The 13,086-nt window shown below is 70.9% G+C and carries 10 protein-coding genes, 2 tRNA genes and 1 pseudogene; 8 read left to right on the forward strand and 5 right to left on the reverse strand.

The features are described from left to right. Nucleotides 1–68 precede the first annotated feature (68 nt). From ACIGXP_RS15970 to ACIGXP_RS15980, 3 genes are all read left to right on the forward strand, one after another. Nucleotides 69–626 (forward strand): hypothetical protein, encoded by a 558-nt coding sequence (locus ACIGXP_RS15970; RefSeq protein ID WP_399768674.1) that lies wholly within the window; start codon nt 69–71, stop codon nt 624–626. Between the two features lie 8 nt (nt 627–634). Continuing rightward, on the forward strand, nt 635–1,300 hold the full coding sequence (locus ACIGXP_RS15975; RefSeq protein WP_399768676.1) for a class F sortase: 666 nt from the start codon (nt 635–637) through the stop codon (nt 1,298–1,300). Nucleotides 1,301–1,397: 97 nt separating this feature from the next. Continuing rightward, nucleotides 1,398–2,429 (forward strand): glycoside hydrolase family 6 protein, encoded by a 1,032-nt coding sequence (locus ACIGXP_RS15980; RefSeq protein ID WP_399768678.1) that lies wholly within the window; start codon nt 1,398–1,400, stop codon nt 2,427–2,429. A 41-nt stretch (nt 2,430–2,470) separates the two neighbouring features. Here ACIGXP_RS15980 and ACIGXP_RS15985 read toward each other — a convergent pair whose 3' ends face one another. The 4 genes from ACIGXP_RS15985 to ACIGXP_RS16000 form a co-directional block, all read right to left on the reverse strand. Further along, nucleotides 2,471–4,408: a kelch motif-containing protein gene (locus ACIGXP_RS15985; protein WP_363216195.1), complete on the reverse strand. Its 1,938-nt coding sequence runs from the start codon at nt 4,406–4,408 to the stop codon at nt 2,471–2,473. Continuing rightward, complete coding sequence (locus ACIGXP_RS15990; RefSeq protein WP_399768681.1) at nt 4,405–6,390, reverse strand: glycosyltransferase family 2 protein; 1,986 nt, start codon at nt 6,388–6,390, stop codon at nt 4,405–4,407. The genes ACIGXP_RS15985 and ACIGXP_RS15990 overlap by 4 nt, the downstream gene beginning before the upstream one ends. 268 nt (nt 6,391–6,658) lie before the next feature. Further along, on the reverse strand, nt 6,659–7,372 hold the full coding sequence (locus ACIGXP_RS15995; RefSeq protein WP_399768683.1) for a FadR/GntR family transcriptional regulator: 714 nt from the start codon (nt 7,370–7,372) through the stop codon (nt 6,659–6,661). A 70-nt stretch (nt 7,373–7,442) separates the two neighbouring features. Next, nucleotides 7,443–7,516: transfer RNA gene (locus ACIGXP_RS16000), tRNA-Lys, on the reverse strand. Between the two features lie 187 nt (nt 7,517–7,703). Here ACIGXP_RS16000 and ACIGXP_RS16005 point away from each other — a divergent pair. The 5 genes and pseudogenes from ACIGXP_RS16005 to ACIGXP_RS16025 all read left to right on the forward strand — a co-directional run bounded on the left by ACIGXP_RS16005 (nt 7,704) and on the right by ACIGXP_RS16025 (nt 12,990). After that, nucleotides 7,704–8,768: a peptidoglycan-binding protein gene (locus tag ACIGXP_RS16005; protein WP_399768685.1), complete on the forward strand. Its 1,065-nt coding sequence runs from the start codon at nt 7,704–7,706 to the stop codon at nt 8,766–8,768. 59 nt (nt 8,769–8,827) lie between these two features. Beyond that, entirely contained in the window at nt 8,828–9,970 is a 1,143-nt protein-coding gene (locus ACIGXP_RS16010) for an SPFH domain-containing protein (RefSeq protein ID WP_363216191.1), read from the forward strand. Nucleotides 9,971–10,099: 129 nt separating this feature from the next. Next, nucleotides 10,100–10,705, forward strand: coding sequence for a lytic polysaccharide monooxygenase (locus ACIGXP_RS16015; RefSeq protein WP_399768688.1), 606 nt, complete (start codon nt 10,100–10,102; stop codon nt 10,703–10,705). Nucleotides 10,706–10,824: 119 nt separating this feature from the next. Further along, a complete protein-coding gene (locus tag ACIGXP_RS16020) occupies nt 10,825–11,292 on the forward strand; it encodes a DUF3592 domain-containing protein (RefSeq protein WP_399768690.1) in 468 nt (155 codons plus the stop codon). Nucleotides 11,293–11,332: 40 nt separating this feature from the next. Beyond that, nucleotides 11,333–12,990 (forward strand): annotated as a pseudogene (locus ACIGXP_RS16025) (long-chain-fatty-acid--CoA ligase). On the opposite strand, the gene ACIGXP_RS16030 reads toward ACIGXP_RS16025, so the two are convergent. Then, a tRNA-Lys gene (locus ACIGXP_RS16030) sits at nt 12,956–13,029 on the reverse strand. The pseudogene ACIGXP_RS16025 and the gene ACIGXP_RS16030 overlap by 35 nt on opposite strands. Between the last annotated feature and the right edge of the window lie 57 nt (nt 13,030–13,086).

The raw sequence follows: 13,086 nt of genomic DNA on the forward strand, positions 1-13,086 counted from the left end.
AAGGGGCGCCCCCCGAGGATGCGGGGGCGCTCCGGCCGGGGGAGCCTCCTGATATCTGGAGGTTCACGATGGGCTCACTACGCCTCACGTTGTGTACAGGGATCCTGGCCGTCACCACGTTCGCCCCGGCCGCGCATGCGGCCCCCGCCGCCGACGCGGGCTCGGTCTCCGTGACCCCCGCCTTCCCCGGCCCCGGCGCCGACGTGTCCGTGCGGGTCCGCGGCTGCTCCGGGCAGCAGGCCACCGCCACCTCGGCCGCGTTCGTCTCCGACGCGCGGCTGACCGGCAGCCAGGGCGCCCTGTCGGGCGAGACCCGCGTCCGTTCCTCCCTCGCGCCGGGCGTCTACGACGTCAGGATCGCCTGCGCCGGCTCCGTGATCACCGGCAAGGTCACGGTGGGCGGCGGGGGAGCCGGGCAGTCCGCGGTGCCCGGCCGGCCGCCCACCGGTGACGCCACGCCCGTCGCCCCCGTCAATGCGGGCGGCGGTGGCACCGCGCACTTCGCCACGGTGGCCACCAGTGAGTCCGAACCCGACACCGTCCAGTCGGTGACCGGGCTGGTCCTCGCCGGTGTCGCGGCGGTCGCCGTCGGGCTCGGCGCCCGCCGCAGCCGCCGTACGCGCTGAAGCGGCCCATGTCCGAAGACCGTGGGCGCACCGGCACCGGGCGGCTCCTCACCGGCCTCACCTGGGCACTGCTGCTGCTCGGGCTGTGGCTGTGGGGGCGCGGGCTGACCGGCGTACCGCACGCAACGGACGGCCCCGCAACGGGTGACCTGTTCGCCCTCCGGCCCGCCGGACCGGCCCGGCTGCCCCGCCCGGCCACACCGCTCGGGGACGCCGTGCCCCAGCGGGTGGACATTCCCCGGCTGCGGGTGCAGGCACCGGTGGTGAGCCGGGGCCTGGACGCCCAGGGCGCCGTCGACCCGCCGCCCCTGGACCAGCCGGGTGTGGTCGGCTGGTACGGCGCCGGCGCCGCCCCCGGTGCCCGGGGCGCGGCGCTTCTGGTCGGGCACGTCGACACCGCCACCCGGCCCGCGGTCTTCTACCGGCTCAGCACGCTCACGCCCGGCGAGACGGTGCGGGTGGTCCGCTCGGACGGCACGGTCGCCGAGTTCACCGTCGACGACGTCCGCGTCCTGCCCCGCGCCGGCTTCGACGCCGACCAGGCCTACGGCCCCCACCGGCCCGGCCGCGCCGAGCTGCACCTGATCACCTGCGGCGGCTCCTTCGACCGCGCCGGCCACACCTACACGGCCAACGTGGTGGTCTCCGCGTACCTCACCAAAACCACCCGCTGACCCCCGTACGCCCCGCCACGCGACCTCGTGACGCACCGGCCGGATATGCCACGATTGGCACCCTGACCAGTTCGCCCAGGGGGCCGGGGGGATTCGTATGTACGACAACAGGGGGGCCCGTTCTTCCGCGCGTGCGTCCGCGGCGGCGGTGCTGGGGGCGGCACTGCTGCTCGCCGGATGCACCTCCGGAGGCGGTGGCGGGGACGAGCAGGGAGACCCGGCGGCCCGCATCACCCAACAGCCCAAGGCCGCCGACCCGTTCTGGGTCAACCCGGACGGCACCGCGGCCCGCCGGCTCGCCGGCTACGCCAAGTCCGGCAGGAAGTCCGAGGCCGAGCAGATCAGAAAGATCGCCGAGCAGCCGGTGGGGGAGTGGATCGGCCCCGAGAACCCGGAGAAGGAGGCCCGCGGCTTCACCGAGGCCGCCGAGAAGTCCGACCGCACGGCCCTGCTGGTCCTCTACGACATCCCGCACCGCGACTGCGGCCAGTACTCCCAGGGCGGCGCCGCCGACGGCAACGCCTACCGCGCCTGGATCGACGGCGTGGCCCGGGGCATCGGCGACCGCTCCGCGATGGTCGTCCTCGAACCCGACGCCGTCCTGCACCTCGTGGACGGCTGCACCCCGGCCCGGTTCCACGAAGAGCGCTACGACCTCCTCAAGGGCGCGATCGCCAGGCTCAAGTCCCTGAAGAACACCAAGGTCTACCTGGACGCGGGCAACGCCGGCTGGGGCCACCCCGACCAGATCTACCAGCCGCTCCAGCAGGCGGGCGTCGACCGGGCCGACGGCTTCTCCGTCAACGTCTCCAACTTCTACTCCACGCAGGACTCCATCGCCTACGGCAAGCAGCTCTCGTCGAAGGTGGGCGGCAAGCACTTCGTCATCGACACCAGCCGCAACGGCAACGGCCCCTACACAGGCGGCGACCCGGCCCAGCGCTGGTGCAACCCACCGAACCGGGCCCTGGGAGAAACCCCGACGACGAAGACGGCAGACCCGCTGGTGGACGCCTACCTGTGGGTCAAGCGCCCGGGCGAGTCCGACGGCACCTGCAAGGGCGGCCCGAAGGCGGGGGACTGGTGGCCGGCCTACGCTCTCGAACTGGCGAAGAACAGCCGGCCTTGAGGGCAGCGCTCCCGCACCCCGACGTCAAACCCGCGGGAGCGCTACGGCACCTTCACCCATTGCGCCTTGCTCGGCGTCCCCTGATCGTCGTCCACGAACAGCATGTACCACCCGGACTGGACCAGATTCCGATTCTTCGGCACCGTCACCGTGATCCTGTCCCCGGCGGTCTTGAAGTCCAGCGCGATCGACCGCTGATCCACATCGGTCACGTGGGTCGAGGCGCTGGGCCGGATCAGCCGCACCTTCTTGATGCCGGCCGCGTGCTGCGACGTGAACGTCCCCGAAGCGCCCCGCGCGATGGTCTGCGGGCCTCCACCGAGCGTCGGCCGGGAATCCCGGTACAGATACGGCGGCGTGTAGATCTCGATCCGCTGCTCGAACTTGCCCGGCTTCGTGTTCGCCTTGTCCCCGTACAGCGAGTCGGACCCGAAGAACATCACCCGCCCGTCCGGCAGCAGGATCGACCCGGAGTGGTAGTTGCGCCCCACCAGCGGGTCGGCGACCTGCGTGAAGCTGTTGCTGTCGGGGTGGTACAGCCGCGCCTGAAGGATGTCGGAGTCACTGCGCCCCCGGTAGTCCTCCGAGCCACCGGACACCAGGACCGTGTCGTCGGGCAGGATCGAGGACTGCGGATACCGGGTGCCCTTCTCCAGCTGGGGCCCGTCCACGAACTTCGGATTCCCGGCCTTCAGATCGATCAGCCGCGTCCTGTTGCTCGACAGCTTGGACTCACCGACACCGCCACCCCCGATCACCATGAACTTCTCGTCCTGCGCCGGGGGCAGCAGCACGGTCCCGGAGGTCTCCATCATGTTCGGATCGCTGAGCCCGGGCAGCTTGGTGAACTTGTTCGTGTCCACGTCCCAGATCCCGGGATCACGGCCGACATTGTCCGGCCCGTACCCGGCGTTCGAACCCGAGTAGAAGATCTTCCCGTTCTGCATCAGGAACAGCGCCGGGTACGTCGGGAACTGGCGGATCTTCCGCGTGTACGTCCACTTCTTGGTCTTGGGATCGAAGATCTCGTTCTTGCCCGGCACCAGCTGGCCGATGTCGTCCAGGCCGGAGACGCTGAGGATCCTGCCGTCCGACAGCGTGGTCAGCGTCGGGTACCAGCGGGCCTCGTTCATCGGGTCGACCTTGATGTACCGCTCGGCGACCGGATCGAACTCGTAGGCGTCGCGGATGCCCTGGAAGTCCTTCTTGTCGAGCGCGAGTTTCTGCGCGATGCCGTAGGTGTTGCGCGCGTCGACGCCGGTCAGACCCTGGATCCGGTAGTTGTCCTGGGTGCCGGTCTCGTACTGGGTGCCGCTCTTCTGCGCCTCGACGTAGATACGCCCCAGGCCGGGGTCGTTGCGCAGGAACGCGCCGGTGTTCGGGTCGAAGACCTTCTTCGCCCGCGGGACGAGCACCGGGTCCTTGGACACGAAGGTCTTGCCGCCCGCCTTGCCGGTGAACTTCGTGCCCGCGGGCAGCGTGATCGGCTTGTCCGGGTTCTCGTTGTGGACGATCATCAGGCCGCCGGCCTTGGTGACGTCACCCTTGAGCTTCTCGTACCGCTTGGTGCCGCCCGCGATCAGCAGGTTGCCATTGGCGAGCTGGGTGTGGCCGGTGCAGAACAGGTCGTTGGGCGTGGGGATCTTCTTGATCGTGCCCTTGACCGGGTCCCATATCCGGGTGTCGAACTTCTTCTGGTCGAAGTTGTCCTGGTTGTTGCCCGAGCCCGCGACCAGCAGCACCTTGCCGGTGTGCAGGAGCGCCGCGTGGATGGTGTCCTGGCGGTACTCCGGCGGGAACTCGATGATGTCCCAGTGGCCGTTCTCGGCCTTGTACTCCGGTCTGTTGATCTTGTACTGGTGGTACTGCGCGGTGCCGAAGCGGTACACCCACGGCCCGTTCATCCCGGCCAGCGCGAGTACCACCGCCGTACCGATCGCGAGTCGACGGGCGCGACGGCGGCCTGCCTGGTCCTTCATTCCTTACGTCCCCCAAGTCCGCCAAGGGCGATCTGCATGGTCTGTTCGTTCTCCCCGGTCCTGGCCGCCTGTCCGGCGGCCGCCCAGGTGGGCCGCTGCTGGGGCACATGCGGCGGGTGGGCCGCGTACGGCGCCGGTACCGCGTCCTGCGGTTCGGCGGCCGGCCCGGCCGCCGCCGGCTCCGGCTTCCGCTTGTCCTGCCGCAGCGCGTACTGCCAGGCGAAGATCGGCGAGGCGGTGACCAGCAGGGCGAAGGCCGCCCAGGTGATCATCGCGGGGTGGGAGTGCCCGAACGCGAAGCCGGCCGTGAGGGAGCCGGCGAAGACCAGGATGAAGAACCAGTGGATCCGGAAGGTCCCGAACAGCGTGTCGGGGCTCGCCGATTCGCCCTTGGGCGTCACCACGAACTTGCTCTTGCGGCGCAGTACCGCGTCCATCAGGGAGCGCGCGTAGACCGGCGCGGACAGGGCGGACATCACCATGCCCGCGACACCGCCGGAGCCCTCCGGCTCGTGCGGGGAGACGTTGTGCCGCCGGTTCCAGACGTACAGGCCGATCTGCAGCGCGGACGCGTTGCCGTACAGCATCAGCCACACGGTCGGGTCGATGTTCACACCCGAGGCGCCCAGGCCCAGGAACAGCGCGCAGCTCAGGGCCGCGAGGATCCAGTTGAGGGCGGACATCGGATAGAAGATGATCATCATCGTGTAGTTGAAGAGCTTGCCCGGTCCCAGCGTGAACAGGCCCTTCCAGTACTGCTTGAGGATCGTCTCGTACGTGCCCCGGGACCAGCGCAGCTGCTGGGTGAAGAAGTCGGTCCAGGCGTTCGGGCCCTCGCCGACGGCGAGCACGTCCGGGGTGTAGACGGACTTCCACTTCCGGCCCGTCGCGGGGTTCTTGGCGCGGTGCATCTCGAAGCCCGTCGCCATGTCCTCGGTGATGGAGTCGTACAGGCCGCCGATCTGCTTGAGCGCCTTGATCCGTACGGCGTTGGAGGTGCCGACGAACATGGGGGCGCCGTAGCGGTTGCCGGCGCGCTGGATCAGGGCGTGGAAGAGGAACTGCTGGGACTCGGCGGCCTTGGTGACGAACGTGTCGTAGTTGCCGTACACCTGCGGGCCGATGACGAAGCCGACGTCCGGGTCGCGGAAGTACCCGAGCATCCGCTCCAGGTAGTTGGGCAGCGGCACGTGGTCGGTGTCGACGGAGGCGAAGAAGTCGTAGTCGTCGCCGTGCGCCTCCAGCCAGGCGTTGTAGTTGCCGTGCTTGGTCTTCGCCCGGTGCGGTCCCTTGGGCTGGTTCCACCGCGCGACGCCCTTGCGGGAGAAGTGGTGCACGCCGAGCCGGGCGCAGACCTCCTTGACGGCCGGGTCGTCGCCCTCGTCCAGCAACCACACGTGCAGCAGCCCCCGGTGCCGGAGCTTCACCGCCGCCTCCAGGGTCTTCGTCACCATCTCCAGCGGCTCCTTGCCGGGGACGAAGGAGGTGAGGAAGGCGACGCGGGTGCCGGTCTCGGGGACGACCGGTATCGGGTCGCGGGCGACGAGCGTGGCGTGCGCGTTGGACAGCACGTTCATGCAGCGGAAGAACTCGATCAGGCCGATCGAGACGAGCATGACGGTGTCGAGGGCCGGCAGGAAGTCGTGGGCGGGATAGTCGCGTTCGGTCCAGTGCTCGGGCTGGAGCAGCCAGAACAGCAGGACCAGCGAGAGCACGGGGGCCGCGCCCAGCATGAGCGCGGCGCGGATGCGGTGCGGCTCCTGCGAGAGCAGCGACCGGTACTGGACCTTGTACGGCTTGGTCGGGTCGGGCTGGGTGAGGGGGCCCGCGAGCCGGCTGTAGTGCTCGTAGTCGTATCTCGGCAGGCTCTTCCTCATCCGGCGGAACTGGCCGGTCCGGTGCGTGACCGCCCTGAGCTGTGTGGTCTGTGACGGGTCGTTGTGAGCGTGGCTCGGTCCGGCGCCCGGCGGCGTCGACGTCATGAGTCATTCCCCCCACACGCAGGTCACCGCGTGTCTTGTCGCTGTGGTGGCTCGCAGTCCCCACGTCTTCCCCACCTCATAGACATGGGACGGCGACCTTCCGGTTGCATGATGCCCCCCTCGGCATCGATTCATGAGCGGGGCCCCCTCCCCGCCGTGCGGCAACCGTTCGCTTCCCCCCAACTGGCGCGAAAGGGCGGCAGCTTGGGCATCCAGGGTTCTACGGCGCTCCGCATGATCGCAAGACGCGAAACGCGTTGTTTACCGGTCAAACCCGTTCATTGTGGGGCTCGCGAGGCGGGGGTGCGCCGGTGGTGGAGAGGCGGGCACGGATGTTGCCGAAGTGGTCTCTTATGGCCTCCTCCGCCCGCAGCGAGTCGCCGGACCGGACCGCGTCGAGGATCTCCCGGTGCTGGCGGCAGGTGACCCTGGGGTCCTGCGGCACCTCCACCAGATCCCGCTGCACCCGGTGGAAGGCGTCCCAGAACGCCTCCAGCACCTCGCTCAGCAGCACGTTGTCCAGCCCCCGGTAGAGGGTGGCGTGAAAGGCACGGTCGGTCTCGGCGAGGCCGGCTCCCTGCGCGGCCTCCTGATCCATACGGTCCACGAGGGCGTCCAGTTCAACGAGGTCCGCCTCGGGCAGCCGCCCGGCCAGCCGTGAGACCAGCCCGGTCTCCACGGCCTCGCGCAGCTCCAGCAGCTGCAGCAGCGAGTCCTCGCCCCGGTAGTGCCCGGCGACCGTGCGGAAGGCCAGCCCCTCGATCATCGGCGCGAACGACATCGAGCCGACGTACGTCCCGAAGCCGTGCCGGATCTCCACGATCCCCATCGCCTGCAGCCCCTTCAGGGCCTCGCGCACCGAGTTCCGGCTCGCGCCGAGGTACTCCATCAGCTCGGGCTCGGTCGGCAGCGGGGCTCCCGAGGGCAGCCGCCGGTCGACGATCAGCTTCTTGATCCGCTCCTGAAGGTCCCGGGCTGCCATGGCGAGAGGGTATCCGGCCAATCGGGGCATGCGAAAAGCCCCTCGCTTCCGCGAGGGGCCTTCCGGTCGGTGCGCCGCCAGGGACTCGAACCCCGGACCCGCTGATTAAGAGTCAGCTGCTCTAACCAACTGAGCTAGCGGCGCCTGCTGACAGAGATAACTCTACATGACCTTCGGGGGTGCCTCTGACCACCTGCGGGGGGCCGGGAGATCGCCCCGCAGGGCCGTGTACATCGTTCGGACCGTCAAAGTGGCGGCCGGATGGACAGTTGAGAAACTGATCATCGTGCACAAGCGCGGACAAATCACCCCCGAATGTGAGGTAGATCGCATGACCACTCCGGTGTTCGAGGAGGTCGAGCCCGCGAGGGACTGCGACTGCCCTGGTTGCGTCGAAGGGCGGCGGATGAGCCCCCGCCCGTCGTCCGGTCGTTCCACCGGCCGCCCGGCGGTCTGCGGAGTCGTCGTCATGGCCGCCGCGTCGGCCGTTCTCGGCGCGGTCACGCCGGCCGCCGCTCTCGCCCCCGGCCGGCCCGCCGAGCAGCGCCCCCACGTCCCCGCCGACGGCGACACCCAGACCCCCCAGGGCGGCAGATCCCCGCTGCACGGCGCGGCGGGCAAGCCGGCCGAGCTCACCGCTGCCCCCATCCCCGTGACCACCCGGACCGACATCATCAAGCGGGCCAAGGTCTGGGTGGCCGCACAGGTGCCGTACAGCATGTCGCAGTACTGGTCCGACGGCTATCGCCAGGACTGCTCCGGCTATGTCTCCATGGCCTGGAACCTGGGGAGCAACGAGTGGACGGGCAGCCTCGACCAGTTCGGCGTGAAGATCACCAAGGAGGAGCTGCAGCCCGGAGACATCCTGCTCTACCACAACCCCGACAACCCGGAGAAAGGCTCCCACGTGGTGATCTTCGGCGGCTGGACGGACTCCGCGCACACCACCTACACGGTCTACGAACAGACACCCCCGCACACCCGCAGCCAGCCCACCCCCTACCCCTACTGGACCAACGCCGACAAGTACGTCCCGTACCGCTACAAGGGCGTGACCGCGGAGACGGCGGGCGCCCAGCGGACCGACGGCAAGGCGGAGGTCCCGGGCCGGCCCGCCTCGCACGGGGTGCCCGGCTATCCCGGCCGGAGCCTCTTCCGTCCGGGGGCGGAGAACGCGTATGTCACGCAGCTGCGCCGCCGGCTGGTGGAGAAGGGGTTCGGCAGGTTCTACGCCACCGGCCCGGGTCCGCGCTGGAGCGAAGCGGACCGGCGTGCCGTGGAGGCCTTCCAGCGTGCGCAGGGCTGGCGCGGCGGCGCGGCGGACGGCTACCCGGGGCCGGAGACCTGGCGACGGCTCTTCGCGGACGCGGACCGCGGCCATCAGGGCGGCCGGTGACCGCCTGATCCTTCCGTCCCCTGTTCATGACGTATCTGGCGCGGAGGCTGGAGCAACGCATGAGTACGACCACGTCACACACGCCGCCCGAATCCGAGGGGCAGCCGGAGGGCGCTCCGGTGCCGGGCGGGCGTCCGGCCCGGCTGATCCAGAACGAGGTGACCACCGAGATCCCCGTCCATCTGCTCTTCCGTGACGACCCCGACCCGGTGAACCCGGTGAAGGTGCCGCTCAAGCCGGCGGTGGTGGCCCGGCGGCAGGGCACCGGTGAGCAGCCGCGCCTCGGCCGCCCGGCACCGGTGCGCCGCCGCCCGCTGCCGGAGGTCGACCCGGAGCTGGTGGAGCGTCCGGCGCGGGCGCTGCCGGGGATGGCCGGGGTGCTCGCCGGGGCCTGCGGATTCACCGGGTGTCTGGCGACCTCCTGGTGGACGGGGCTGCTTCCGTCGGCCGCGGTGCAGGCGCTGGGGCTGCCCGCCTGTGCGGGCGCGGGACTCGGCCCGGCGCAGTGGGCGGCGTACGCCGGGGCCGGGGCGCTCGGGATGCTGGGCTTCGCCGGGCTGGCCCGGGGGCGGTCCGGGCGGGCCTGGGTGCTGGGCATGTTCGGCGGCTACCGGGGGACGGTCCGGCGTACCGGACTGGTGTGGGTGAATCCGCTGCTGCCGCGCCGCCGGGTCGATGTGCGGCTGCGGCACTGGCGCAGCGAGCCGATGCCGGCGGCGGATCCCGACGGTATGGCGCTCAGGGTGGTGGTGCTGGTGGTGTGGCGGGTGCGGGACACCGCGCGGGCCGTACTCGGTGTCGAGGACCACGAGAAGTATCTGCGCGAGTGCGTGGAGGCGGCGCTGGCCCGGGTTCCGGTGGAGCCGGCGGGCGGGACGCGGGGCGGGGTGACGGCGGCCGGGGACGCGCTGACCCGGCTGGTGGCGGAGGAGACCGCGCCGGTCGGTGTGGAGGTGTTCTCGGTGCAGCCGATCCGGGTGGAGTACGCCCCGGAGGTCGCCGCCGCGATGCACCGGCGCAGGGTCGCCGCGCTGGACGCCCGGCAGCGGGCCAGCATGCTCAGCTCGGTGGTGGACTCGGTGGAGGACACGGTGACCCGGCTGACCGTGCGCGGCCTGGTGGAGCTGGACGACTACGAGCGGAAGGTGCTGGTGCGGGACCTGACCGTCGCCTTCTGCTCGGGCCGCGGGGAGCCGCTGTAGCGCGGGGCCGCGACGGGTACGGGCGCGCCTTTTGTATGGACACTTTCAACCAACGCCAATAACCTGGCACTTGGTCTAGACCTACCTGCACAGCTCACCGAACTCCCCACGTTCTCCAGGAGCGGCAGTATGCGCACCAGGACCAAGCTGTCCGCGGTCGTGCTGGGTGTGGTGACCGCCGGAGCGTTCGCGCTCTCCACCGGCGGCGCCAGCGGGCACGGCTACACCGACCTCCCCATCAGCAGGCAGAAGCTCTGCGCCAACGGCACCGTGACGGGCTGCGGCGACATCCAGTACGAGCCGCAGAGCGTCGAGGGCCCCAAGGGATTCCCGGCCGCGGGGCCCGCCGACGGCCAGCTCTGCAACGGCGGCCTGAGCCGGTTCGCCCAGCTCAGCTCACCGACGACCCCGTCCGGCGGCGCGTGGCCGGCCACCCGGGTGACGGGTGGCCGGGCATACACCTTCCGCTGGCAGTTCACCGCCATGCACGCCACGACGGACTTCAGGTACTACGTCACCAGGCAGGGCTGGAACCAGAACCACGCCCTGTCCCGCGCGGACCTCGACCCCACCCCGTTCCTGACGGTCCCCTACCACGGCCAGCGCCCGCCGCAGACCCTCAGTCACAGCGGCACCCTGCCGACCGGGCTGAGCGGGCACCACGTCATCCTCGCGGTGTGGACGATCGCCGACACGGGCAACGCGTTCTACGCCTGCTCGGACGTCACGTTCTGAGGACCGCTGCGCAACGGCGCGGAAACTGAGGTTCCCTTGAGGCGGACCGCCCCTACCGGCGGGTACGTTCCTCGCACGCCGGCCGAACGGGGGCGGCGTACCGACCTCGGGGGAACCTCATGTTCGAGCTCTTCTTCTACGCCGTACCCACCGTCATGATCGCCGGCCTCGGGTACGCCGCCTTCCGGCTGCTGCGCCGCGCCCGGGGGATCAGCAGGATCTGGGCGCACGGCCTGACCGCCGAGGCGCGCTGCCTGCGGATGTACACGACGACCCACGGGGGCGGCGGTGACACGTCCGTGCGGACGAGCCTGCACCACGTCTACGAGTTCACCACCCGCGAGGGCCGCACGGTCCGCTTCGAGGAGGAGAACGGCCCGGCGACCGTCGTGGAGGGCGACTTCGTCACCGTGCGGTATCTGCCGGAGGAGCCCCAGCGGGCCACCGCGCGCCCGCCGGCGCCCGGCAGGCTCGCCGCCGGTACCGGCTTCGGGGTGGCCTTCCTCGGGGCGGCCATCGCCTTCTGCGTGTTCTTCATCGCCACTGCCCACATGATGTTCTCGGAGGCCGACGGGCTGATGCCGTGACCCTCCCCATCTGACGCTCCATCAGTTACCGTGCCCTGCCATGGACTCCGAGGCGTGCACGGTCGCCGAGCTGGTCGCGGCGCGGTGGGGCGACCACCGGCCGGGGCTCAGGTGTGAAGCGCGGATGCTGACGCAGCACGAGGTGGCCGCCGGTGCCGCCGCACGGGCCGCCCTGCTGACCGACCTGCTGCCGCCCGGTGCCGTACCGCATGTCGGCGTGCTCCTCGACAACACCGAGGAGTTCCCCCTGTGGCTCGGCGCCGCCGCCCTCGCCGAAGCGGCCGTCGCCGGGATCAACCCCACGCGCCGGGGCCCCGAGCTGGCCCGGGACATCCTGCACACCGAGTGCTCGCTGCTGGTCACCGAGCGGGCCCACCTTCCGCTGCTGGCGGGCCTGGACCTGCCGGGGGTGCGGATCCTCGTGACCGACGGCGAGGAGTACGGCGGGCTCCTCGCCCCCTACGCCGGCGCCGTGCCCGACCCGTCCCGCGCCGCCCCCGCCGACCGGCTGCTGCTCTGTTTCACCTCCGGGTCGACCGGCGCCCCCAAGGCCGCGCTCTGCTCCCAGGGCCGGCTGGTGGCGGCCGGGCAGGCACTGGTCCGGCGGTTCGGGGTGCGCCCGGACGACGTGCACTACATCTGCATGCCGATGTTCCACGGCAACGCGGTGATCGCCGACTGGGCGCCCGCGCTGGCCGCCGGTGCGGAGGTCGCGCTGCGCCGGCGGTTCTCGGCGTCCGGGTTCCTCGCCGACGTACGCCGCTACCGGGCGACCTACTTCACCTACGTCGGCCGGGCCATCCAGTACATCCTCGCCACCGAGGAGCGCGCGGACGACCGGGACAACCCGCTGCGGACGGGCTTCGGCACCGAGGCCGGCGCGGTGGACGCGGTCGCCTTCGAGCGGCGCTTCGGGGTGCGGCTGGTCGAGGGCTACGGCTCCTCCGAGGGCGGCGCGGCGATCCAGTGGACGCCGGGCACACCGAAGGGTGCGGTGGGACCGGCCGGGCCGGGGCTGGTGGTCCTCGACCCCGGCACCGGGCGCGAGTGCCCGCCGGCCGTGTTCGACACCGCCGGGCGCCTGCTCAACGGCGACGAGGCGATAGGGGAGCTGGTGAACCGGGGCCCCAACCCCTTCGAGGGCTACTGGCGCAACCCGGCCGCGGAGGCCCAACGGCGCCGGGGAGGGGCGTACTGGACGGGCGACCTCTTCTTCCGGGACTCGGCGGGATACCTCTACTTCGCCGGGCGTGCGGGTGACAGCATCCGCGTGGACGGGGAGAACCTGGCCGCCGCGATGATCGAGAACATCGTCGCCCGGTACGAGGGCGCGGCGGCCGTCGCCGTGTACGGGGTGCCGGACCCGGTGACCGGGGACCAGGTGATGGCGACCATCGCCGGGACCTTCGATCCCGAGGGCTTCGCGCGGTTCCTGGCGGCCCAGCCCGATCTGGGGACGAAGATGGCGCCCCGGTTCGTGCGGGTGGTGGAGCGGATGCCGGTGACGGCGACGAACAAGATCCACCGGGGGCTGCTCGGGCGCGAGGGGTACGCGTGTGCCGATCCGGTGTGGTGGCGGCCACAGGGGGAGACGTCGTACCGGCAACTCACCGCGGAAGACGCCGAAGGGCCCCTCGCTCGTGCGAAGGACCCTTCGTCCATGTGCGCCGCCAGGGACTCGAACCCCGGACCCGCTGATTAAGAGTCAGCTGCTCTAACCAACTGAGCTAGCGGCGCATGACTCTCGCCTGCTGCGTTTTTTTGTCTCCCGCGGCTGGCGACGAAGAAAATACT

The organism is Streptomyces sp. NPDC053069 (assembly GCF_044546895.1).
Lineage (GTDB): Bacteria > Actinomycetota > Actinomycetes > Streptomycetales > Streptomycetaceae > Streptomyces.

What these genes read in the sequence shown, in the direction of transcription:
- ACIGXP_RS15970 (WP_399768674.1), top strand. Translation starts at nt 69, where the DNA reads ATGGGCTCACTACGCCTCACGTTGTGTACAGGGATCCTGGCCGTCACC.
- ACIGXP_RS15975 (WP_399768676.1), top strand. Translation starts at nt 635, where the DNA reads ATGTCCGAAGACCGTGGGCGCACCGGCACCGGGCGGCTCCTCACCGGC.
- ACIGXP_RS15980 (WP_399768678.1), top strand. Translation starts at nt 1,398, where the DNA reads ATGTACGACAACAGGGGGGCCCGTTCTTCCGCGCGTGCGTCCGCGGCG.
- ACIGXP_RS15985 (WP_363216195.1), bottom strand. Translation starts at nt 4,408, where the DNA reads ATGAAGGACCAGGCAGGCCGCCGTCGCGCCCGTCGACTCGCGATCGGT.
- ACIGXP_RS15990 (WP_399768681.1), bottom strand. Translation starts at nt 6,390, where the DNA reads ATGACGTCGACGCCGCCGGGCGCCGGACCGAGCCACGCTCACAACGAC.
- ACIGXP_RS15995 (WP_399768683.1), bottom strand. Translation starts at nt 7,372, where the DNA reads ATGGCAGCCCGGGACCTTCAGGAGCGGATCAAGAAGCTGATCGTCGAC.
- ACIGXP_RS16005 (WP_399768685.1), top strand. Translation starts at nt 7,704, where the DNA reads ATGACCACTCCGGTGTTCGAGGAGGTCGAGCCCGCGAGGGACTGCGAC.
- ACIGXP_RS16010 (WP_363216191.1), top strand. Translation starts at nt 8,828, where the DNA reads ATGAGTACGACCACGTCACACACGCCGCCCGAATCCGAGGGGCAGCCG.
- ACIGXP_RS16015 (WP_399768688.1), top strand. Translation starts at nt 10,100, where the DNA reads ATGCGCACCAGGACCAAGCTGTCCGCGGTCGTGCTGGGTGTGGTGACC.
- ACIGXP_RS16020 (WP_399768690.1), top strand. Translation starts at nt 10,825, where the DNA reads ATGTTCGAGCTCTTCTTCTACGCCGTACCCACCGTCATGATCGCCGGC.